This window comes from Streptomyces sp. NPDC057950, from assembly GCF_042887295.1.
Classification (GTDB): Bacteria; Actinomycetota; Actinomycetes; order Streptomycetales; family Streptomycetaceae; genus Streptomyces; species Streptomyces kaempferi.
Genome location: NZ_JBHVPP010000007.1, coordinates 1 through 21277 on the forward strand (window position 1 = coordinate 1; position 21277 = coordinate 21277).

Annotated in this window: 18 protein-coding genes and 1 riboswitch; of the genes, 9 read left to right on the plus strand and 9 right to left on the minus strand. The window is 69.8% G+C overall.

Going from position 1 to position 21277, the window contains the following annotated elements:
- Positions 1-49: 49 nt before the first annotated feature.
- The 4 genes from ACFVTC_RS13875 to ACFVTC_RS13890 form a co-directional block, all read right to left on the minus strand.
- Positions 50-1597, minus strand: coding sequence for a glycoside hydrolase family 3 protein (locus ACFVTC_RS13875; RefSeq protein ID WP_390126805.1), 1548 nt, complete (start codon positions 1595-1597; stop codon positions 50-52).
- An 8-nt stretch (positions 1598-1605) separates the two neighbouring features.
- Positions 1606-2463: a carbohydrate ABC transporter permease gene (locus tag ACFVTC_RS13880; RefSeq protein ID WP_390126806.1), complete on the minus strand. Its 858-nt coding sequence runs from the start codon at positions 2461-2463 to the stop codon at positions 1606-1608.
- Positions 2460-3446, minus strand: a complete 987-nt coding sequence (locus tag ACFVTC_RS13885) for a carbohydrate ABC transporter permease (RefSeq protein WP_390126807.1) — start codon at positions 3444-3446, stop codon at positions 2460-2462. Before ACFVTC_RS13885 ends, ACFVTC_RS13880 begins: the two co-directional genes overlap by 4 nt.
- Positions 3447-3539: 93 nt before the next feature.
- Positions 3540-4826, minus strand: a complete 1287-nt coding sequence (locus ACFVTC_RS13890; protein ID WP_390126808.1) for an extracellular solute-binding protein — start codon at positions 4824-4826, stop codon at positions 3540-3542.
- A 403-nt stretch (positions 4827-5229) separates the two neighbouring features.
- Here ACFVTC_RS13890 and ACFVTC_RS13895 point away from each other — a divergent pair, with 403 nt between their 5' ends.
- The 8 genes from ACFVTC_RS13895 (at position 5230) to ACFVTC_RS13930 (ending at position 15333) form a co-directional block, all read left to right on the plus strand.
- Complete coding sequence (locus ACFVTC_RS13895; RefSeq protein ID WP_148010391.1) at positions 5230-5994, plus strand: GntR family transcriptional regulator; 765 nt, start codon at positions 5230-5232, stop codon at positions 5992-5994.
- A gap of 307 nt (positions 5995-6301) precedes the next feature.
- Positions 6302-6583, plus strand: a complete 282-nt coding sequence (locus ACFVTC_RS13900; RefSeq protein ID WP_390126809.1) for a DUF3311 domain-containing protein — start codon at positions 6302-6304, stop codon at positions 6581-6583.
- The gene (gene mctP, locus ACFVTC_RS13905) at positions 6580-8190 is read left to right on the plus strand and encodes a monocarboxylate uptake permease MctP (protein WP_390126810.1); all 1611 of its coding nucleotides are present in this window, start codon (positions 6580-6582) and stop codon (positions 8188-8190) included. Before ACFVTC_RS13900 ends, mctP begins: the two co-directional genes overlap by 4 nt.
- Before the next feature lie 179 nt (positions 8191-8369).
- Positions 8370-8561, plus strand: coding sequence for a hypothetical protein (locus ACFVTC_RS13910; protein WP_390126811.1), 192 nt, complete (start codon positions 8370-8372; stop codon positions 8559-8561).
- Positions 8562-8588: 27 nt separating this feature from the next.
- A riboswitch (cobalamin riboswitch) is annotated at positions 8589-8749 on the plus strand.
- A gap of 127 nt (positions 8750-8876) precedes the next feature.
- Positions 8877-11300 (plus strand): ribonucleoside-diphosphate reductase subunit alpha, encoded by a 2424-nt coding sequence (locus tag ACFVTC_RS13915; RefSeq protein WP_390126812.1) that lies wholly within the window; start codon positions 8877-8879, stop codon positions 11298-11300.
- Positions 11300-12313, plus strand: a complete 1014-nt coding sequence (locus ACFVTC_RS13920) for a ribonucleotide-diphosphate reductase subunit beta (protein ID WP_266701280.1) — start codon at positions 11300-11302, stop codon at positions 12311-12313. Before ACFVTC_RS13915 ends, ACFVTC_RS13920 begins: the two co-directional genes overlap by 1 nt.
- A gap of 372 nt (positions 12314-12685) precedes the next feature.
- On the plus strand, positions 12686-14764 hold the full coding sequence (locus tag ACFVTC_RS13925; protein ID WP_390126813.1) for a putative Ig domain-containing protein: 2079 nt from the start codon (positions 12686-12688) through the stop codon (positions 14762-14764).
- 110 nt (positions 14765-14874) lie between these two features.
- On the plus strand, positions 14875-15333 hold the full coding sequence (locus tag ACFVTC_RS13930; RefSeq protein WP_390127051.1) for a hypothetical protein: 459 nt from the start codon (positions 14875-14877) through the stop codon (positions 15331-15333).
- Here ACFVTC_RS13930 and ACFVTC_RS13935 read toward each other — a convergent pair.
- On the minus strand, positions 15308-15448 hold the full coding sequence (locus tag ACFVTC_RS13935; RefSeq protein WP_390126814.1) for a hypothetical protein: 141 nt from the start codon (positions 15446-15448) through the stop codon (positions 15308-15310). The two genes, ACFVTC_RS13930 and ACFVTC_RS13935, sit on opposite strands and share 26 nt — an antisense overlap.
- A 94-nt stretch (positions 15449-15542) precedes the next feature.
- Between ACFVTC_RS13935 and ACFVTC_RS13940 the strand changes: the two genes are divergently transcribed.
- The gene (locus ACFVTC_RS13940) at positions 15543-16505 is read left to right on the plus strand and encodes a GlxA family transcriptional regulator (RefSeq protein WP_390126815.1); all 963 of its coding nucleotides are present in this window, start codon (positions 15543-15545) and stop codon (positions 16503-16505) included.
- A 36-nt stretch (positions 16506-16541) separates the two neighbouring features.
- On the opposite strand, the gene ACFVTC_RS13945 is transcribed toward ACFVTC_RS13940, so the two are convergent.
- The 4 genes from ACFVTC_RS13945 to ACFVTC_RS13960 all read right to left on the minus strand — a co-directional run bounded on the left by ACFVTC_RS13945 (position 16542) and on the right by ACFVTC_RS13960 (position 21143).
- Positions 16542-17912 (minus strand): cytochrome P450, encoded by a 1371-nt coding sequence (locus ACFVTC_RS13945; RefSeq protein WP_390126816.1) that lies wholly within the window; start codon positions 17910-17912, stop codon positions 16542-16544.
- The gene (gene cyc1, locus ACFVTC_RS13950) at positions 17909-18994 is read right to left on the minus strand and encodes an epi-isozizaene synthase (RefSeq protein ID WP_390127052.1); all 1086 of its coding nucleotides are present in this window, start codon (positions 18992-18994) and stop codon (positions 17909-17911) included. The genes ACFVTC_RS13945 and cyc1 overlap by 4 nt, the downstream gene beginning before the upstream one ends.
- A 328-nt stretch (positions 18995-19322) precedes the next feature.
- The gene (gene def / locus ACFVTC_RS13955) at positions 19323-19973 is read right to left on the minus strand and encodes a peptide deformylase (protein ID WP_390126817.1); all 651 of its coding nucleotides are present in this window, start codon (positions 19971-19973) and stop codon (positions 19323-19325) included.
- A gap of 189 nt (positions 19974-20162) precedes the next feature.
- Positions 20163-21143 (minus strand): tetratricopeptide repeat protein, encoded by a 981-nt coding sequence (locus ACFVTC_RS13960; RefSeq protein ID WP_390126818.1) that lies wholly within the window; start codon positions 21141-21143, stop codon positions 20163-20165.
- Positions 21144-21277: the final 134 nt, after the last annotated feature.

Sequence of the window (21277 nt, forward strand, 5' to 3'; positions counted from 1 at the left end):
CTGTCGGACAGGGTGCCCGGCGCCTTCGTGCGCGCGGGTCGGGGGTCCGCTACTCCCCCGCGATGACCTCCGCCGCCGCCCGGCCGCAGACCCGGGCCGCGCCGTGGGTCGCGATGTGCGGGGCGCCCCGGGGCGGCGCCTGCGGGACACCCATCTCCACGACGATCGTGTCGGGGCGGGCGGCCAGCAGGACGTCGAGGGCCGTCGCCATCCAGGCGTGCCGGTGTTCGTCACGGACGACGGCGACGATCCGCCGGGAGCCCGCGGCGGCCAGGACCTCGGCGGCCGCGTCGTCCCCCGCGAAGCCGCGGGTCTCCGTGCCGGGCACCAGCCGGGCCAGTTCGGCGGCGACACCCCAGGGGGTCTCTTCACCGACGGCGATGTTCGCGACCGGCGTGAGCGCGGCCACGTAGGGAGCGCCGGTGAGCGGGGTGTACGGCGCGGCGGAGGTGACCCGCAGCGCGCGACGGGCGGCGACCAGCCCGATCCCGGCGGCGTCGCCCTCGGCACTCCCGCCGCTCGCACCGCGGCCGGAGCCCGCGCCCTCCGCCTCCCGCGCCGCCGCGGCGGCCGTCCACCGGGCCAGCGCCCTGACCCGCGCCGCCGCGTCCGCGAGCCGCTCCTCGGCCAGTTCGCCGGTGCGGACCGCCGAGACGAGGGCGTCGCGCAGCCGTCGTACCGTCTCGTCGTCCGCGAGGCCGCCGCCCACGCAGATCGCGTCGGCGCCGGCCCCGATGGCGAGGACGCTGCCCCGCTCGATGCCGTACGTCGCGGCGATGGCCTGCATCTCCATGCCGTCGGTGACGATGAGTCCCTCGTAGCCGAGTTCCTCGCGGAGCAGACCGGTCAGGATGCGGCGCGAGAGCGTGGCCGGGCGGTCCGGGTCCAGGGCCGGGACCAGGATGTGCGCGCTCATCACCGCACGGGTGCCCGCGGCGATCGCGGCCCGGAACGGGGCGAGTTCGCGCGCCTGGAGGACCGGCAGGCCGGCGTCGATGCGTGGCAGGGCGTGGTGCGAGTCGACCGCCGTGTCGCCGTGCCCGGGGAAGTGCTTGGTGCAGGCCGCGACGCCGGCGGACTGCAGGCCGGTGACGTAGGCGGCGGTGTGCCGGGCCACCAGGTCGGTGTCGGCGCCGAAGGACCGTACGCCGATGACCGGGTTGCCGGGGTTGGAGTTCACGTCCGCGGACGGGGCCCAGTTGAGGTTCACCCCGCAGGCCGCCAGGCGCCGGCCGAGCGCGGAGGCCACCTCCCTGGTCAGTTCCACGTCGTCCACCGCGCCCAGCGCGTGGTTGCCGGGATAGGAGGAGCCGGACCGGACCTCCAGACGGGTGACGTCGCCGCCCTCCTCGTCGATGGCCACGAGGACGTCGTCGCGCTCCGCGCGCAACTGGGCCGTCAGGGCGGAGAGCTGTTCGGGCGACGCGATGTTCCGGCCGAAGAGGCCGACCGAGGCCAGGCCCTCACCGAGCCGGCGCAGCAGCCAGTCGGGGGCCGTGGTCCCCGTGAAGCCGGGCTGCAGGACGGTCAGCGCGTCGCGCGTCAGGTCATCCTTGTCCGCGTTGGACGCGGCTGTTCCGCTGGCGAGTGTCGTCATCGGGGGTGTTATCCCTTCACGGCGCCCGCGGTCAGCCCCGCGGCCATCTTGCGCTGGACGATGAGGAAGAGCACGACGATCGGCACGGCCATCATGGTGGCACCGGCCATCATCGGGGCGTACTCGGTGCCGTGCTTGGTGGTGAAGTTGCCGAGCCAGACGGTGGCGGTCTGGTTCTTCTGGCTCATCAGCATCAGGGCGTAGAGGTACTCGTTCCACGCCTGGATGAAGGCGTACACCGAGGTGGCGACCATGCCGGGGGCGAGGAGCGGGAAGACCACCCGCACGAAGGCGCCGGTGCGGGAGCAGCCGTCGACCATGGCCGCCTCCTCCAGCTCCTTCGGGATGTTGACGATGAAACCGCGCAGCGTCCACACCGTGAAGGGCAGGATGAAGGTCAGATAGGTGATGATCAGGCCGGAGAGTTTGTCGTACTGATCGAGGTCGTTGAGGAGCAGGAAGACCGGGATGATCATGGCGACCAACGGGATCATCTGGACGGCCAGGATGCCGACGATCACGATCTTGCGGCCGCGGAAGGCGAAGCGGGAGATGGCCAGCGCCGCGAGCATGCCCACGACGACGCCGATCAGGACGACCGCCAGGGACACGATCAGGCTGCGGCCGACCGGACCCCAGAAGTCCGCGATGTCCAGCGCGCGGCGGAAGTTGTCGAGCGTCACCCCGGTGGGGAACAGGCTCGGATCCGGGTCGATGGCGTCCTTCGCGGGCTTGAACGCCGTGTTCAGCATCCAGTAGACCGGGAAGCCCGCGACGACGAAGACGAGCAGACCGAGGACGTTCCAGCCGAGCTTGGACTTCCGGGGTCCGGAGGGCGTACGCCTCGGTGTGACGACGGCGCTCATTCGACCTCTCCGATCTTGAGCATCTGGCGCATGTAGACGGCGACCACGCCGAGCAGGAGCAGCACGGTCAGCAGGGCGATCGCCGATCCCTGGGCATAGTCGTTGACCACGAAGGCGCGGTCGTAGGAGTAGGTGGTGAGCAACTGGAACTCGGCCTCGGGGTGGCCGCCGCGCATCACGAAGACCTGCGGGAAGACACCCATGTCCCAGATGACGGAGAGCGTCGTCAGCATCACGACGATCGGCTTGAGGATGGGGAGCGTGACGTAGCGGAAGACGCCCCAGGCGCCCGCGCCGTCGAGGCGGGCCGCCTCCTCCAGTTCCTTGGGCACCTGGGTCAGGCCCGCGCCGAGCGTGATGACGACGAAGGGCACCGCGCCCCACACCACCAGCAGCATGATCACGGCCAGGCCCTGCGGTCCGCTGGCGAACCAGTTGTGACCGACCATGTCGACGCCCGGCAGCTTGCTCAGCAGCGCGTTGAAGACGCCGTAGTCCGAGTCGAAGAGCCACTTGAAGACGGTGGTGGCCACGATGATCGGCATGCCCCAGCTGGCCACCAGGACGATGTTGACGAGCGTCTTGACCCAGCCGGAGACGCGCTGGAGGAGCAGCGCGATCAGCATGCCGGCGACCATCGTGAAGACGACGGACCCGCCGGCGAAGACGATCGTGCGCAGGACGACGGACCAGAACTCGCCGTCGCCGAGCACCTTGGTGAAGTTGTCGAAGCCGACCGACTCGGCCGGCTGGAAGCCCCAGAGCTGGGACTGGCCGAACTTCTGGAAGGACAGGGTGACGAGCCGGACCAGGGGGTAGCCCATGACCAGCGCGAGGATGAGCAGACAGGGGGCGAGCAGCGCCCAGGGGACGGCGGTTCCGCCGGGGGCCCGCCTTCTGCGCGGCGCACGGGGGGCCGTCGGTGGCGATGTCTGCCGTGCCGGTGGCGCCTTGGTCGGGGTGGTCGTGTCTGCGGCACTCATCGCGCGCTCCTCAGCGGTCCCTCAGGTCGTACGAGAAGCAGGGCCCCGTCCCCGGAAGCACTCCCCGGGGTCCGACGGGGCCCTGCGCTCAGGTCACTTGGTGTTGATGACCTTGTCGATCGCGGCGTCCGCTTCCTTCGCGGCGGCCTCGACCGACTTCTTGCCGGTGCCGATGTTCTGCAGCATCGTCTGCAGGACCTGGGCCTTCTCGACCTGGCCCCAGCCCGGCGCCATCGGCACGAACCAGCTGCTCTCGGCCGCGGTGGCCGGGACGACCGTCGCCGGGTCGTTCTTGAGGGTCGCGAGGTCGGTCTTGTTGTTGGGCAGGTTGCCCTTGCCCATCAGGCCCTTCTGGCCCGTGGAGCCCGTGAAGGCGTTGATCCACTCGCCGGCGAGGGCCTGCGCCTTGGACTTCACCGGGACGGCGAGGTCGGAGCCGCCGAGGAAGACGGGCAGGTTCTTGCCGGACGGGCCGGGCATCACGAAGTTCTCGAGGTTGCCCTTGAGCTTGCCGGTCTTGTCGTTCTTCGGGTCCTCGGAGGTCGCGCCCTCCCAGGCGGCACCGAAGATCATGGCGGACTTGCCCTGGCCGTAGACGATGTAGCGGTCGGACTCGTCCTTGGTCTTGTCGCCGTGCATGTACTTGTCGACGACGTTCTTGAACTCGTTGAGGCCCTTGACCGACTCGGGCGAGGAGAGGTTGGCCTTCCACTGGCCGCCCTCGTCCGTGGCGATGGAGCCGCCGGCGTCGTAGACGAAGGACATCGCGGCGTACCAGTCGCGGGTGGGCTGGTACCAGGCGTTGAACTTGCTCCCCTCCTTCTTCTGGATCTTGTCCAGGTCGGAGGTGAGCTCCTGGTACGTCTTCGGGGTCGCCTTGATGCCGGCCGAAGCCGCCACGTCCTTGCGCCAGTTGCCGACGCGGCCGCCGGCGTAGTACGGCACGCCGTAGGTCTTGTCCTCGTACGTGACCGATGCCTTCAGGCCGTCGAGCCACCCGGCCGAGTTGTCGAACTTCGAGGCGTCGACGGGGGCGAAGGCTCCCTTGACCATGTAGCCGAGCATCTCGGTGTTGCCCATCTCGACCACGTCGGGGGCCTTGTCGGTGGCGAGGACGGCGTCGAGCTTGGTGTTCTTGTCCGGCCAGCCGTAGTACTCGTGGTTGATCTTGACGCCCGGGTGCTTCGCCTTCACCGCGGCGTCCGCGGCCTTGACCAGCTCGGGCCAGTTGTTCTGGGCGTCCACCGTGAGCCAGACGGTCAGTTCCTTGGCGTCCGCGCCCTTGTCCGATCCCCCGGACTTGTTGTCACTGCCCCCGCACGCCGCGATGGAGACCATCATGCCCGCGATACCGATCGCAGCTGCCAGCTTCCGCTTCACGCCACCCTCCTCAGGGATGCCACAAACCCCCCTGCCCACCGCGGTGACACACGCCGAATCGCTGCCGATTACTGCCCGTGGGGCTGGGACCTGGACCAATGGTGTAGACCAGTACGGGGAGCTTGGCCTAGACCTAGAGGGGTGTCAAGGGTGTGTAAGCCCGGCCGACCGTCCGTTATGGGACCTACATATGCAAGGACCTTTAAGTAGGTAAGTGGCATAAACGGCAGGGCTGTTCAGGAACCCCGCGCGCACGATGGACTAGACCAACAGGTACGCCGACGGTATATAGAGGGGATCACGGAGCGTGCGGGAGACACTCGCACACGAAGCCGTGCCACGATGTGACCCGTGACCGGCGGGATGCCGGTCGCTTCGGCACCCGGAGCCGGGAAGGCAGAGCATGAGCACCGACGTCAGCAGTGCGGAGAACGAGGGTGGGGCCCCCATCCGTACCGCGCGCGTGCCCAAGTACTACCGCCTCAAGAAGCACCTGCTCGACATGACGGACACTCTGCCGCCCGGCACACCGGTGCCGCCCGAGCGCACTCTCGCCGCCGAGTTCGACACCTCGCGCACGACCGTGCGCCAGGCCCTCCAGGAACTCGTCGTCGAGGGCCGGCTCGAACGCATCCAGGGCAAGGGCACCTTCGTCGCCAAGCCCAAGGTCTCCCAGGCGCTCCAGCTCACCTCGTACACCGAGGACATGCGCGCCCAGGGGCTGGAGCCCACCTCGCAGCTCCTGGACATCGGCTACATCACCGCCGACGAGACCCTCGCGGAACTGCTCGACATCTCGGCCGGCGGCCGGGTGCTGCGCATCGAGCGGCTGCGCCTGGCCAGCGGCGAGCCGATGGCCATCGAGACGACCCATCTGTCCGCGAAGCGCTTCCCCGCGCTGCGCCGGTCGCTCGTCAAGTACACCTCGCTCTACACCGCGCTCGCCGAGGTGTACGACGTCCACCTCGCGGAGGCCGAGGAGACCATCGAGACCTCGCTGGCCACCCCGCGCGAGGCCGGACTGCTCGGCACCGACGTCGGTCTGCCCATGCTGATGCTGTCCCGGCACTCGATCGACCGGCAGGGCGAACCGGTGGAGTGGGTGCGCTCGGTGTACCGGGGCGACCGCTACAAGTTCGTGGCCAGGCTCAAGCGCCCGCAGGACTGAGACACCGGTGTCCCCGAGGCCGGGGTGACCGACGGTCCCCCGCGGGCCCCGCGGTACCACTTCGCGTTCACGTTCGAGGCACGGTCCCGGCCGAGGCGCGGCGGGTCCGGTACGCGACGCGGCCGGCTCCGCTCCGGGCCGTGGGGGCAACGCGCGGCCCGGCAAGGGAGTTCACCGGCCGGCCCGCCCGCGCTCCCGCACACCAACCCTCCACATCCACCGCCGGGGATGGGGTTCCATAAAGCGGAACCGTCGCCTAGATTTCCTGCGCATTGCACAGGTGACCAGCGAGGGGACGGAGCCGCCCATGTCAGACGTGCCGGAAGCGAAACCACCGGTGGTGACACCGGTCCGGGTGGTGACACCGCTCCGCGTGGTGATCGCCCTCTGCCTGATCGCCCCCTTCGTGGCCATGCTGTGGGTCGGCTCGTACGCGAAGGTCGACCCGGCCTTCATCGGCATCCCCTTCTTCTACTGGTACCAGATGCTGTGGGTGCTTCTCTCGACCGTGCTCACCGTGACCGCGTACCAGCTGTGGCAGCGTGACCAGCGCGCCCGCGCCACCACGAAGGGCGGTGCCGACGCATGAACGACGGCGTGAACGGCGTGGCACTCGCCGTCTTCATCATCTTCTTCGTGGCCGTCACGGTCATGGGCTTCCTGGCCGCGCGCTGGCGCAAGGCCGACAACGAGCACAGCCTCGACGAATGGGGCCTGGGCGGGCGGTCGTTCGGCACCTGGGTCACCTGGTTCCTGCTCGGCGGCGACCTCTACACGGCGTACACCTTCGTCGCCGTACCGGCCGCGATCTACGCGGCGGGCGCGGCCGGCTTCTTCGCCGTGCCGTACACGATCCTGGTCTACCCGCTGGTCTTCACGTTCCTGCCCCGCCTGTGGTCCGTCTCGCACAAGCACGGCTATGTGACGACGTCGGACTTCGTGCGCGGCCGCTTCGGGTCCAAGGGCCTGTCCCTCGCCGTCGCCGTCACCGGCATCCTCGCGACCATGCCGTACATCGCGCTCCAACTGGTGGGCATCCAGGCCGTGCTGGACGTCATGGGCGTCGGCGGCGGCGAGAACACGAACTGGTTCGTCAAGGACCTCCCGCTCCTCATCGCCTTCGGCGTACTGGCCGCGTACACCTACTCGTCGGGCCTGCGCGCCCCCGCCCTGATCGCGTTCGTGAAGGACACGCTGATCTACATCGTGATCGCGGTGGCCATCATCTACATCCCGATCAAGCTGGGCGGCTTCGACGAGATCTTCCACTCGGCGAGCGAGAAGTACGCCGCGGCCGGCGCGGGCGGGATCGTACCGGCCCAGGCCGGGCAGTGGACCTACGCCACCCTGGCACTCGGCTCCGCGCTCGCCCTGTTCATGTACCCGCACTCGATCACCGCGACGCTGTCCAGCCGCAGCCGTGAGGTGATCCGGCGCAACACCACGATCCTGCCGCTCTACTCCCTGATGCTGGGCCTGCTCGCCCTGCTCGGCTTCATGGCGATCGCGGCCGGGGTGAAGGTCACCAACGGCCAGCTCGCCATCCCGCAGCTCTTCGAGGACATGTTCCCGGCCTGGTTCGCGGGTGTGGCCTTCGCCGCGATCGGCATCGGAGCCCTCGTCCCCGCGGCCATCATGTCCATCGCGGCCGCGAACCTCTTCACCCGCAACATCTACAAGGACTTCATCAAGCCGGACGCGACCCCGCAGCAAGAGACGAAGGTCTCCAAGCTGGTCTCGCTCCTGGTGAAGGTGGGCGCGCTGGTCTTCGTCCTGACGATGGACAAGACGGTCGCCATCAACTTCCAGCTCCTGGGCGGCATCTGGATCCTGCAGACCTTCCCGGCCCTGGTCGGCGGCCTGTTCACGCGCTGGTTCCACCGCTGGGCGCTGCTCGGCGGCTGGGCGGTCGGCATGCTCTACGGCACGCTCGCCGCCTACGGGGTCGCCTCGCCGACGCAAGCGCACTTCGGCGGCAGCTCGAAGGAGATCCCGGGGATCGGGGAGATCGGCTACATCGGTCTGACGGCGTTCGTCATGAACGTGGTGGTCTCCGTCGTCCTCACCTTCGCCCTGCGGGCGTTCAAGGCACCCGACGGCGTGGACGAGACGACACCGGAGGACTACACGGCGGACGCCGGCGACCCGGGAGTCCAGGCCGAGCTGCCCCCCGCCACCGCGGAGGCGGGCCACTAGGGCGCGTCGCGAAAGTCCCGCCCGCTCCCACCGGGCGGGAACCGCCGGGCGCGGCCCGGGACAGCGGTACCGCGGAGCGGGCCGCCGGAGAGAGATCCGGCGGCCCGTCGCCGTGCGTCCGGCGCGCACGCCCGGCACGGACACCGTCATCAGGCCGGCACGGCCGGAGGAGCACCCCGGTGCCGACCGCGCGCGGGCCACCGGGGGCTGTGCGCGTGGTGCTGTCCACCCGGCGCACCACGCGCGGCGCCCAGCGCCTCTACCCACGCCTCGGCTTCACCCGCGCCCCGGAGCACGCCTCGAACCCGGTTCCGCACCTCGACGACGTCTTCCTCCTCACCTACGAGTTGACCTTCAGGCACACTCCGTAGCGCCCTCCGAAGCCGACACGGCACAACATGTGGGGGTGCTTCCTCGGCCCGGCACTAGATGTATGCTCATGCTCGCTGTCGTCGCAGGGGAATCCGGTGCGAATCCGGAACTGTCCCGCAACGGTGTACTTGTGCGCATTCGCGTACGGGCTTCAGTCCGAGGACCTGCCGACAGCGTGCCCCGGCCAGCCGGCCCGGGCGCCGACGACGTCCGGGCCTCGTGGAATGGGCCGGTGGACGCACGCGTACCCGTCACCGAGTCGCGTGTCCCGCTGCCCTCCGCCAGGCCCCGTGCCGAGCGAGGGAGAGCCCCAAGTGACCATCGCGCCAGCCGACCCGGTTTCAGTTTCCGCCCAGCAGGCCCCGGTGGAAGCGGAGTCCGCGCAGCGGGCCCCGGTGGAGACGGACGGTCCTGGTACCACGCTGCTGCGTACCCTGACCGACTTCACCGCCGACCTCCCCGGCGCCGACCCCGGCCGGGTCGCCGCCGCCGCGTTGCGCGGCCGGTCCACGCACGCGGACGACGCGGAGCTGCGCGAGCTGGCCACCGAGGCGGCCGCCGGCCTCATCTCCGAGGACCCCGTGTACTCGCGGCTGGCCGCCAGGCTGCTGACCGTCGGCATCGCGGAGGAGGCCGCCTCGCAGGGCGTCACGACGTTCTCCGAGTCCATCACCACGGGCCGGCGCGAGGGTCTGATCGCCGACCGCACGGCGGACTTCGTCGACCTGCACGCGGCCCGCCTGGACGCCCTGATCGACACCGCGGGCGACGACCGTTTCGGCTACTTCGGCCTGCGCACCCTGCACAGCCGCTACCTGCTCCGGCACCCGATCACCCGAAAGGTCGTCGAGACCCCCCAGCACTTCATGCTCCGGGTGGCGTCCGGCCTCGCGGAGGACGACACGGCCCGGTCCGTCGACGAAGTGGCCGCGCTCTACGGCCTGATGAGCCGGCTGGACTACCTCCCGTCCTCCCCCACGCTCTTCAACTCCGGTACGCGGCACCCGCAGATGTCGTCCTGCTACCTCCTCGACTCCCCGCTGGACGAGCTGGACTCCATCTACGACCGCTACCACCAGGTCGCGCGCCTGTCGAAGCACGCGGGCGGTATCGGGCTGTCCTACTCCCGTATCCGCTCCCGCGGTTCACTGATCCGCGGCACGAACGGCCACTCCAACGGCATCGTCCCCTTCCTGAAGACCCTCGACGCCTCGGTCGCCGCGGTGAACCAGGGCGGCCGGCGCAAGGGCGCCGCCGCGGTCTACCTGGAGACCTGGCACTCCGACATCGAGGAGTTCCTGGAGCTGCGTGACAACACCGGCGAGGACGCCCGCCGTACGCACAACCTGAACCTCGCGCACTGGATCCCGGACGAGTTCATGCGCCGGGTCGACGCCGACGCGCAGTGGTCCCTCTTCTCCCCCTCCGACGTGCCCGGACTGGTCGACCTGTGGGGCGCCGAGTTCGACGCGGCCTACCGCGCGGCGGAGGCGAAGGGCCTGGCGAAGAAGACCATCCCGGCCCGCGACCTCTACGGCCGCATGATGCGCACCCTGGCGCAGACCGGCAACGGCTGGATGACCTTCAAGGACGCCGCCAACCGCACGGCCAACCAGACGGCGGAGCCGGGCCACACCGTGCACTCCTCGAACCTGTGCACCGAGATCCTGGAGGTCACGGACGACGGGGAGACGGCCGTCTGCAACCTCGGCTCGGTCAACCTCGGCGCGTTCGTCGACACGACGACCGGCGATCTCGACTGGGAGCGCCTGGACGAGACGGTCCGCACCGCCGTCACCTTCCTCGACCGCGTCGTCGACATCAACTTCTACCCGACCGAGCAGGCGGGCCGGTCGAACGCCAAGTGGCGCCCCGTCGGCCTCGGCGCGATGGGCCTCCAGGACGTCTTCTTCAAGCTGCGGCTGCCCTTCGACTCGCCCGCCGCCCGCGCGCTCTCCACCCGCATCGCCGAGCGCATCATGCTCGCCGCCTACGAGGCATCCGCCGACCTCGCCGAGCGCAACGGCCCGCTGCCGGCCTGGGAGAAGACCCGTACCGCCCGCGGTGTGCTGCACCCCGACCACTTCGCCGTCGAGCTGAACTGGCCGGAGCGCTGGGCGGCGCTGCGGGAGCGCATCGCCGCGGTCGGCATGCGCAACTCGCTGCTGCTCGCCATCGCGCCCACCGCGACGATCGCGTCCATCGCGGGCGTGTACGAGTGCATCGAGCCGCAGGTCTCGAACCTCTTCAAGCGCGAGACGCTGTCCGGTGAGTTCCTCCAGGTCAACTCCTACCTGGTGGCCGAGCTGAAGAAGCTCGGGGTGTGGGACGCGCAGACCCGGGAGGCGCTGCGCGAGGCGAACGGCTCGGTGCAGGGCTTCACCTGGGTGCCGCAGGACGTCCGCGACCTGTACCGCACGGCGTGGGAGATCCCGCAGCGCGGCCTCATCGACATGGCCGCGGCCCGTACCCCGTTCCTGGACCAGGCCCAGTCGCTGAACCTCTTCCTGGAGACGCCGACCATCGGCAAGCTCTCCTCGATGTACGCGTACGCCTGGAAGTCGGGCCTGAAGACGACGTACTACCTGCGCTCGCGCCCGGCGACCCGCATCGCCCGTGCCGCCCGGGCGCAGGCCCAGCCCGAGAAGTCCATCCCCCTCCAGCAGGTCGCCGACCCCGACCCCGACGCCGTCGCCTGCTCCCTGGAGAACCCCGAGTCCTGCGAGGCCTGTCAGTAATGAGCTCCACCGAGAAGAACCTGCTCGACCCGGGCTTCGAACTCACCCTGCGTCCCATGCGCTACCCGGACTTCTACGAGCGCTACCGGGACGCCATCAAGAACACCTGGACGGTCGAGGAGGTCGACCTCCACTCGGACGTCGCCGACCTGGCGAAGCTGTCACAGGGCGAGCAGCACATGATCGGCCGACTGGTCGCGTTCTTCGCGACGGGCGACTCGATCGTGGCGAACAACCTCGTCCTGACGCTGTACAAGCACATCAACTCCCCCGAGGCGCGCCTGTATCTCTCGCGCCAGCTGTTCGAGGAGGCCGTGCACGTCCAGTTCTATCTGACCCTGCTGGACACCTATCTGCCCGATCCGGAGGACAGGACGGCGGCCTTCGCGGCCGTCGAGAACATCCCCTCCATCCGGGAGAAGGCCGAGTTCTGCTTCAAGTGGATGGACTCGGTGGAGAAGCTGGACCGCCTGGAGACCAAGGCCGACCGGCGCCGCTTCCTGCTGAACCTCATCTGCTTCGCCGCGTGCATCGAGGGCCTCTTCTTCTACGGAGCATTCGCCTACGTCTACTGGTTCCGCAGCCGGGGTCTGCTGCACGGTCTGGCGACGGGCACCAACTGGGTGTTCCGCGACGAGACGATGCACATGTCCTTCGCCTTCGAGGTGGTCGACACCGTCCGCAAGGAGGAGCCCGAGCTCTTCGACGACCAGCTCCAGCAGCAGGTCACCGACATGTTGCGGGAGGCCGTGGAGGCCGAGCTGCAGTTCGGGCGCGATCTGTGCGGTGAAGGCCTGCCGGGCATGAACACCGAGTCGATGCGCCAGTACCTGGAGTGCGTCGCCGACCAACGGCTGCAGCGTCTCGGCTTCGCCCCGGTCTACGGCTCCGAGAACCCCTTCTCGTTCATGGAGCTCCAGGGCGTCCAGGAACTGACCAACTTCTTCGAGCGCCGCCCCTCGGCGTACCAGGTCGCCGTGGAGGGCTCGGTCGGCTTCGACGAGGAGTTCTGACCGCTCCGGAACGGGTCTGCGGGTGACGAGGCCGGGTCGCGCACGCGGCCCGGCTTCGTCACGCGCACCCCCAGCCACGCCAATCCCCTTTCCAATCCCCGCCTATGGAGCGGCAAAGTTCTTCGGGCGTGACTGTTCGTGTGCCGTCCGTCCCGGTTACGTTCTGGCCGTCCCGCCCTGCCACGCATCGTGGCATCCCAGGACGATCAATGTGTCATGCCCACGACAAAGCTCCGCGTTCACCACGCTACGCGCGTCACGGGCCCGCACCTCAGTGCAGCGCCGAGAACCCCACTTCCGGCTGTGGAACCGCGTACGGCCCCGCCCGGGCCCGCGCGGCACCGGCCTCAAACCGATGGAGGCAGCACTCCCATGAGTGAGACACGCTCCAGCAGGCCCGCCCGGCGGTTGCGAAGACTCCTGACCGCCGCCGCCCCCGCCCTCGCCCTCACCGTCGCCGGCCTCATGGCGGCCCCGGCCGCCGGCGCCCAGACCGCGCCCGCCACCGGACACACCTCTCGCGTGACCCAGAACGCGAAGGCCCTGACCGCCCCGGCCGCCCAGGCCGTCCACGCGACGGGCAGGGCCGGCCAGAAGGTGCCGACCACCCGTCTGTGCGGCTCCCCGACGCCCGGTCACGCGGCCTGCTTCGCCCAGCGCCGCACCGACATCAAGCAGAAGCTGGCCGCGGCGGTCTCCTCCGACGCCGCCGCGGTGTCCGGCCTCAGCCCGGCCAACCTGCACAGCGCCTACAACCTCCCCTCGACCGGCGGTTCGGGCCTGACGGTCGCCGTGGTCGACGCCTACAACGACCCCAACGCCGAATCGGACCTCGCCACCTACCGCTCGCAGTTCGGCCTGTCGGCCTGCACCAAGGCCAACGGCTGCTTCAAGCAGGTCAGCCAGACCGGCTCGACCACCTCGCTGCCGACGAACGACAGCGGCTGGGCGGGCGAGGAAGCGCTCGACATCGACATGGTCAGCGCGGTCTGCCCGAACTGCAACATCGTTCTCGTGGAAGCCACTTCACCCACCGACGCCAACCTCGGCACCGCCGAGAACGAGGCCGTCACGCTGGGCGCGAAGTTCGTCTCCAACAGCTGGGGCGGCGCCGAGTCGTCCTCCCAGACCGGCGAGGACACCTCGTACTTCAAGCACCCGGGCGTCGCCATCACCGTCTCCTCCGGTGACGAGGCCTACGGCGCCGAGTACCCGGCCACCTCCCAGTACGTGACCGCCGTCGGCGGCACCGCGCTGTCCACGTCCTCCGGCACCCGCGGCTGGACCGAGTCCGTGTGGAAGACCAGCAGCACCGAGGGCACCGGCTCCGGCTGCTCCGCCTACGACCCCAAACCGTCCTGGCAGACCGACACCGGCTGCGCCAAGCGCATGGAGGCCGACGTCTCCGCGGTCGCCGACCCCGCCACCGGCGTGGCCGTCTACGACACCTACGGCGGCTCCGGCTGGGCGGTCTACGGCGGTACGAGCGCCTCGGCGCCGATCATCGCGGGCGTGTACGCACTGGCCGGCACCCCGGGCAGCGGCGACTACCCGGCGAAGTACCCCTACTCCCACACCTCGAACCTGTACGACGTGACCAGCGGCAACAACGGCTCGTGCTCCCCCTCCTACTTCTGCACCGCGACCGCCGGCTACGACGGACCGACCGGCTGGGGCACCCCCAACGGCACGGCGGCCTTCACCTCGGGCACCAGCACGGGCAACACCGTGACCGTCACCAACCCGGGCGACAGGTCCACCGCGACCGGCAGTTCGGTGAGCCTGCAGATCGCGGCCAGTGACAGCGCGGGCGCGGCCCTCACGTACAGCGCGACCGGGCTGCCGACGGGGCTGTCCGTCAACGCCTCGACCGGACTGATCTCCGGCACGGCGAGCACCGCGGGCACCTACGGGGTCACCGTCACGGCGAAGGACGGCACGGGCGCCTCCGGCTCGGCCTCGTTCACCTGGACCGTGAGCACCTCCGGCGGTGGCACCTGCACCTCGGCGCAGCTGCTCGGCAACCCGGGCTTCGAGTCCGGCAGCGCCTCGTGGACCGCGTCGAGCGGCGTCATCACGACCGACACCGGTGAGGCGGCGCACGGCGGCTCCTACAAGGCATGGCTCGACGGCTACGGCTCCACCCACACCGACACGCTCTCCCAGTCGGTGACGATCCCCGCCGGCTGCAAGGCCAGCTTCACCTTCTACCTGCACATCGACACCGCGGAGACCACCACCGGCAGCGCCTACGACAAGCTGACGGTCACCGCCGGATCGACCACCCTGGCCACCTACTCCAACCTCAACAAGGCCACCGGGTACGCCCAGAAGACCTTCGACCTGTCCTCGTTCGCCGGCTCCACCGTCACCCTGAAGTTCAGCGGCGTGGAGGACTCCTCGCTCCAGACCAGCTTCGTCCTCGACGACACCGCCGTCACGACCAGCTGAGCATCGCGGGACCCCGGCCGCCGTCGCGGCCGGGGTCCCGCCCGTCCGGTGGGGATCCTGATACGCGGGTGACACGTCCAAGCGGCAAGGAGGTCACCCCCATGCGCCCTATGAACCCTCACCCGGTCCACACCCTCGCGGCCCTCGCCGCCCTGACGCTGCTGCTCGCGGGCTGCGGCACACAGGGCGGCGGCGACGCGGGAGGCGGCGGCACCGTGTCGCCGTCCCCCACGAAGCACCCCCAGGGCTGTGGCACGGCGCCCGCGGAGCTCGACGCCGCGGACGCCGGCCGTACGTACTGCCTCGCCACGGGCGGGGAGCTCCGTCTCTCCCTGGACGGCACCGCCGCCCGGCCCTGGACGCCCGTCAAGGCCGACGGCAGCGGCCTGGAGGCCACCAACAGCGGGATCGTCCTCCAGGCGGGCGATGCCTCGGCCGCCTTCCGGGCGGTCTCGGCGGGGACCGTCCGCCTCACCTCGTCCCGCCCGCTGTGCGCCACCGAGCCCCACCGGATGTCGTGCAAGGGCCTCCAGGAGTGGACGGTCACCGTGCGAGTGACGAAGCCCTGATCTGACGGTCCACGCGGCGCTCGTGCGCGAGCCCGATGAGTGACGGCAGCGCCACCACGGCGAGGACGGCGAGGACGAGAAGGATTCCGGCGAGGTTGTCCATGAATGTGTTCATGGACAGTACTGTCGCGCCGATCGCTCCTTACCGTCAGTGGCAGCGCTGCCGTACACCCTCGAATTCCTGCCAACTCCGAGGCACACTGGACGACATGCTGAAGAACGTGGCCGCCGTGCTGCTCGACGGAGTGCATCCCTTCGAACTCGGCGTGGTCTGCGAGGTGTTCGGGATCGACCGCAGCGACGACGGGCTGCCCGTGTACGACTTCGCGGTGGCCTCCGCCGAGGGCCCGACGCTGAGCACGCACGCGGGATTCTCGCTCCACACGGAGCACGGTCTGGAGCGGCTGGAGACGGCCGACCTGATCGCCCTGCCGGCCGGGAACGCCTACGCCTCCCGCTCCTACCCGCCCGAACTGCTCGCCGCGCTGCGCCGCGCGGTCGACCGCGGCGCCCGGGTGCTCAGCGTCTGCTCCGGCGTCTTCGTGCTCGGCGCGGCCGGACTGCTGGACGGGCGACGCTGCGCCGTGCACTGGCACCACGCGGACGAACTCGCCCGGCAGTACCCCCGCACGACCGTCGAGCCGGACGTGCTGTACGTGGACGAGGACCCGGTGATCACCTCGGCCGGCACCGCCGCGGGCATCGACGCCTGTCTCCACATCGTGCGCAAGGAACAGGGCCCGGAGGTCGCCAACGCCATCGCCCGCCGCATGGTGGTGCCCCCGCACCGGGACGGCGGCCAGGCCCAGTACATCGAACGCCCGCTGCCCCGCTCCACCTGTGACACGGTCGGCGAGGTGCTGGTGTGGATGGAGCGCCACCTCGACGAGGACGTGACCGTCGAACAGCTCGCGGCCCGCGCCCATATGTCCCCGCGCACCTTCGCGCGCCGCTTCCAGCAGGAGACCGGCACCACGCCGTACCGCTGGATCCTGCGCCAGCGGGTGCTGCTGGCGCAGGAGTTGCTGGAAGCGACGGACGAGACGATGGACGCGATCGCGGGCCGCACCGGGTTCGGCACCGCCGCCGCGCTGCGCCACCAGTTCGTGCGGAGTCTGGGGACGACCCCGCAGGCGTACCGGCGCACGTTCAGGGGCCCGCGGGCCGCCTGACCACGCACCGGCACGGACGCGGACCGTCACACACGGTCAGCGCGGCACGGTCCTCAGCAGCAGCCGGTGCGGCCGCAGCGTGATGCCGACACGGGTCGCGTCGTCCGACTCCGACACCTTCTCCAGGCGCCAGCGGGAGGCCACCGTCGCCGTGATCAGGCTGAGCTGCGCCATCGAGAAGTGGTCGCTCGGGCACTTCCGGTTGCCCACGCTGAAGGGGCTCATGGCGTACTTCGGCACGTCCTTCGCGCGTTCCGGAAGCCAGCGGTCGGGGTCGAAATCCAGATGCCCGTCGTACGACCGCGGATCACGCTGGATCGCGTACGGGCTGTAGACGATGTCGGCACCGGCCGGAATCCGATAGCCGCCGAGCTCCGTTTCGGTCATCGCGCGCCGCGTCAGAATCCATACCGCGGGGCGCAGCCGCATCGCCTCCACGACGACATTGTTCGTGTGCGACAGCCTCCGGACGTCGTCGAATGCGACGGGCCGGTCCCCGGCGACGGATTCGACCTCCTCTGCCACCCGGGCGGCGTGTTCCGGGTGTTCCACGAGGACTTGCAGCAGCCACATGATCGTGGATGCGACGGTTTCGCTGCCGGGGGTGAGTATCGCCACGACTTGGTCGTGGATCTCCTGTTCCCCTATCGGCTCACCGTTCTCGTTCTTCGCTTCCAGCAAGGCCGTCAGCAAATCGTCCGGCTTTTGACCAGATGCGCGGCGTTCGGCGATGATCTCGTCGACCAGGACATGCAAATCGGCCAATGCGCGGTCGAATTTGCGGTTGGCCGGAAGCGGTAGCCGATAGAGCGGGCCGGCCGGGATCACCATGCGCCGGTACATGCCGCGGAAGACGGTGGCGAGCGCGATGCTGAGGCGCTCGGCGCGCTCGTCCATGTACTCCCCGCGCAGCAGGCAGCGGGCCGCGATGCGCACGGCGACCCGGAACGACTCCGCGGTGCAGTCGACGGGCCGCCCCGACCCCATGCGCTCCGCGAGGGCCCGTGCCTCCTCCTCCATGACCGGGCCGTACTCGGGGATGACGTCGAGCCGGAACGCCGGCTGTATGGTGCGCCGCTGCCGGCGGTGCCGGGGCCCGTTGGCGGTCGCGACACCCTCCTTGCCGAGCAGGCCCTCCAGGGACTCCCAGAGCGGTCCGTCGATCTTGAAGTCGGGGCTCAGCGCCATCGCTCCGGTGAGGGCGGGCGAGGTGAGCGCGTACACCGTCTTGGGGCCGAGCCTGAGCCGGACGACCTCGCCGTGCTCCCGCAGCCGGGAGAAGAGGCCCAACGGGTCGCGGACCAGTTGCCAGCCGTGGCCGAGGACGGGGACACCGCCTCCGGCGAGGGGCGGGGCGGGCAGCTCCGGCGCCTCGGGATGTGCGGGCCTTACGGACTCGACGGTCATGACTCACCTGCCGCTTCGTTGTTGACGTACGGGGGTGTGGAGCGGTCGTCCCAGCTGTCGACGGTGTACCGGCCGGACTCGTGGTGGAACCAGTACACGGAGCTGAACCAGTTCCGCATGTTGCCGAGGCAGGACTTCACCGCGTCGCTCAGTTCCTTTCCGTGCACGGAGCCGTCCGCGAGCGCGTCGGCGAACTCGTCGAGTTCATCTTCCGCCTCGAGGAATTCGGTGACGCATTCCTCGACGCGCTGCCGCATGTCCGTGACGGCGCCCTCGAGAGTCAGTCCCTCGTGATGAATGAGACTGATTCCGAGATTGTGCACCTCGTCGCCCGCTATTTCCTTCGGGAGCGAACAGAGATCGTTGTACCAGGCGGCGAATTCCTGACTCAGCAGAGCCGCCCGCCGATATACGGAACTGTTCCGCACGACGGCGGGCAGTTCATATCCCGCACTCGTCTCCAGGAGATCGGTCCAGATCCAGTGGGCGAAGGTGAGCCGCCGGAGTTGGAGATATTCCTCGACCGTGGGAACTGTCTTGGAGGTACGGTTCCGGAATTCCCGGTCGTATGCCTCGATCACCGCGTGGAAGTGCCGTGCGAAGCGCGCGTTCCACTTCTCGCCCAGGAACGAGTACAGCCGCACCACGCTGTCCGCGAACCCCGCGACCAGGGGATCCGGGTGATACAGGTGTTCCCGGGGGGAGTCGAGCGCCTCATGGAGCTGGAACCTGAGCCTCCGCCAGGCCGCCGGCCTGCCGTGGACCACGTCCCGGTCGTGCCGGTCGTCCCAGACGAAGAACCACGCGCTGTAGTCCGCTATCGCCTGCATGACCTCGTCGGGCGCGCCAATGTAGTAGCCCGCCATCAAGTCCGTATAGCAAAGGCCGTCGGCATATTCCTGGACCTTGTCGGCGGGCATGAGCCGTTTTTCCCGGAGCCACGAACGTGTGTTCTCCTGGAGCCTGGGCCAATACGGGTGCAGTTGACGGGGAAACTCGGCCTCGATCACCGGGAGTGAGAGCGCCGGTGGAACCTCGATCGCGGTCGGTGTCGATGAAGTGCCGTGTGAGAAAGCATGCACGAACAGACCCCTCTCAGCCGCCAGTTGCGCTACGCCCCTCTCGCCGTGCCGGGCGTGCGCCGTTGCGTATCCCCGCACTTCCCATTCAGCACCACAACTGACTGTTCTGGGAATGGATTTGCTCCACTCACTACCGGAGAGTGCCGAGAATCCCCCTTCGTGTGACTGGATATGGATCATTAGGGGAGCGCAGGGGATCGGACGTGCGACGCACATACGAACGGCGCCTGGTCAGGGAGCTCCCCGACCAGGCGCCGTTCGCGCGGAACCCACGGAAGATCGCGGGCCCCGTCTGTCGTTTTCTGTCTCAGCCGTTCACGGCCGCGCCTCAGTCGTTCGCGACGACCGGGTAGCGCGGCTCGTTCTCGGACATCTGCCGCAGCGCGTCCTTGCGTTCACGCTTGGAGAGCCGGTCGATGTAGAGGTAGCCGTACAGGTGGTCGGTCTCGTGCTGGAGGCAGCGCGCGAAGTAGCCGGTGCCCCGCACCTTGACCGGGTTGCCCTTCTCGTCCTGCCCGGTGACCTCGGCGTAGTCCGGGCGGGCCAGCGGCGCGTAGGCGGTCGGCACCGACAGGCAGCCCTCGTTGCTCTCGTCCAACTGGCGCCGGTCGGCGGGCAGATCGACGAGGACGGGGTTGCAGACGACCCCGACGTGCCGCGTGCCCTCGTCGTCCTGGCAGTCGTACACGAAGACCTTCAGGTCGACGCCGATCTGGTTGGCGGCCAGGCCCACGCCCTCGGCGGTGCGCTGGCTGGCGAACATGTCGGCGACCAGCCGGCCGAGCTCGTCGTCGAACTCCGTGACGTCCGCGCACTCCTTGTGGAGCACCGGGTTGCCGACGACCGTGATCGGCCGCGAGGTGCCGGGCTCGCGGTAGGCCGCCTCACGCTCCTCGCAGTCCTCGGTGTCGATGACGAAACCCTCGTCGTCCACGGGGAGCACGCCCGCGTGCTGCTGTTCGGTGTCCTGCTGCGCCATGACCGACGTACGCCTTCCTGGAATCCATGAGAGTGCTGCGGCATACAGCCTACGGGGCCGGGCGGGCACCTCGGCAGGCGTCCGTGCCCGGCGGAACACGCCCTGGGGCGTGTTGCGAAAGTCCGGCCTGCGTCGCGACGCCTGGCAGGCCCGCCCTCCGGGCGGACGACGGGACTCTCTCAACACGCCCTAGCAGACCTCTTCGAGGTCCCGCCAGTCCCGGGAGTCGGGGCTGTCGGCGACCCAGCCGTCGAGCAGTCCGCGCACCAGCGTGGCCGGTGCCGCGAGCCCGCACTCCCGCTCGGGCACCCACAGCTGCCCGTCGGTGCGGTGGCCGAGCGGGCCCGGGTGACCGGGCTCACTGTGGTCGTGCGGGTCGAGATGCTCGCCGTCGCCCTCGTCGGACGGCATCCGGGACTCGGAGCACATCCGGCACAGCAGCCGTACGGAGGACGACCAGTCCTCGGCGGCGAACCCGGCGTCGGCCGCGAGCCGCTCCAGGGCGTCCCGGTCGTCCTCGGTGGCCGCCTCCAGCAGGACGACCCAGGTCGGCACCGGCGACGGAGCCCACAGCTCGATCTCGTCGAAGACGGGGTAGGAGTGCCCGACGACGGTGGTCCGCTCGCCGTGCGGCACTCCGTCGTGCAGGACGACCTCGCCCCAGCGCCGACCGGAGGACGGCAGCGGAATGGACAGCACCTCGATCCGGGCCGGATCGAGCCTGCGGCCCCACACGACCTCGGCCTCGCCCTCCGGCGACAGCCGTACCGCCGCGCTGCCGAGATCCATGCCCGCCGGCTCCCCGGAGACGGCGGCTCCGCCTGGCACCCGCAGCCCGTACGCCTGCCAGGCACGGCGGGCCAGCGGCCAGTCCTGCAGGGCGGTGGCGGCGATGCCGACGTTCCACCAGTCGGGGGCGCCCGCCTCCCGGTCCAGGAGTGCGACGGCCCGCAGACCGGCCGCTCTGGCCTGCTCCCAGTCGTGCCGGAACTTGTGCAGCAGAGCCAGGTTGAACCAGGACTCGGACAGCCACGGCTCCAGGTCCGCGGCGCGTGTCAGCAGCGCTCCCGCGTCCTCGTACCGGCCGTCACCGATCAGCGTGAACGCACGGTCGGTGGCCTGCCGCCATGAGGCGGAGGGCCGGTGTCGTCCCTTGCCGAAGATCCTCACGATTCCCGCCTGCCAGTTCCTTGCGATTCCCGCCTGCCGGTCGCTCGAAGACTCCCTTGAAGACAGTGCGGCCACGGGCTGGCCCGTGCCCCCGAACACCCTCTTCCTCGCATCCAACCACGTACCGTCGGACG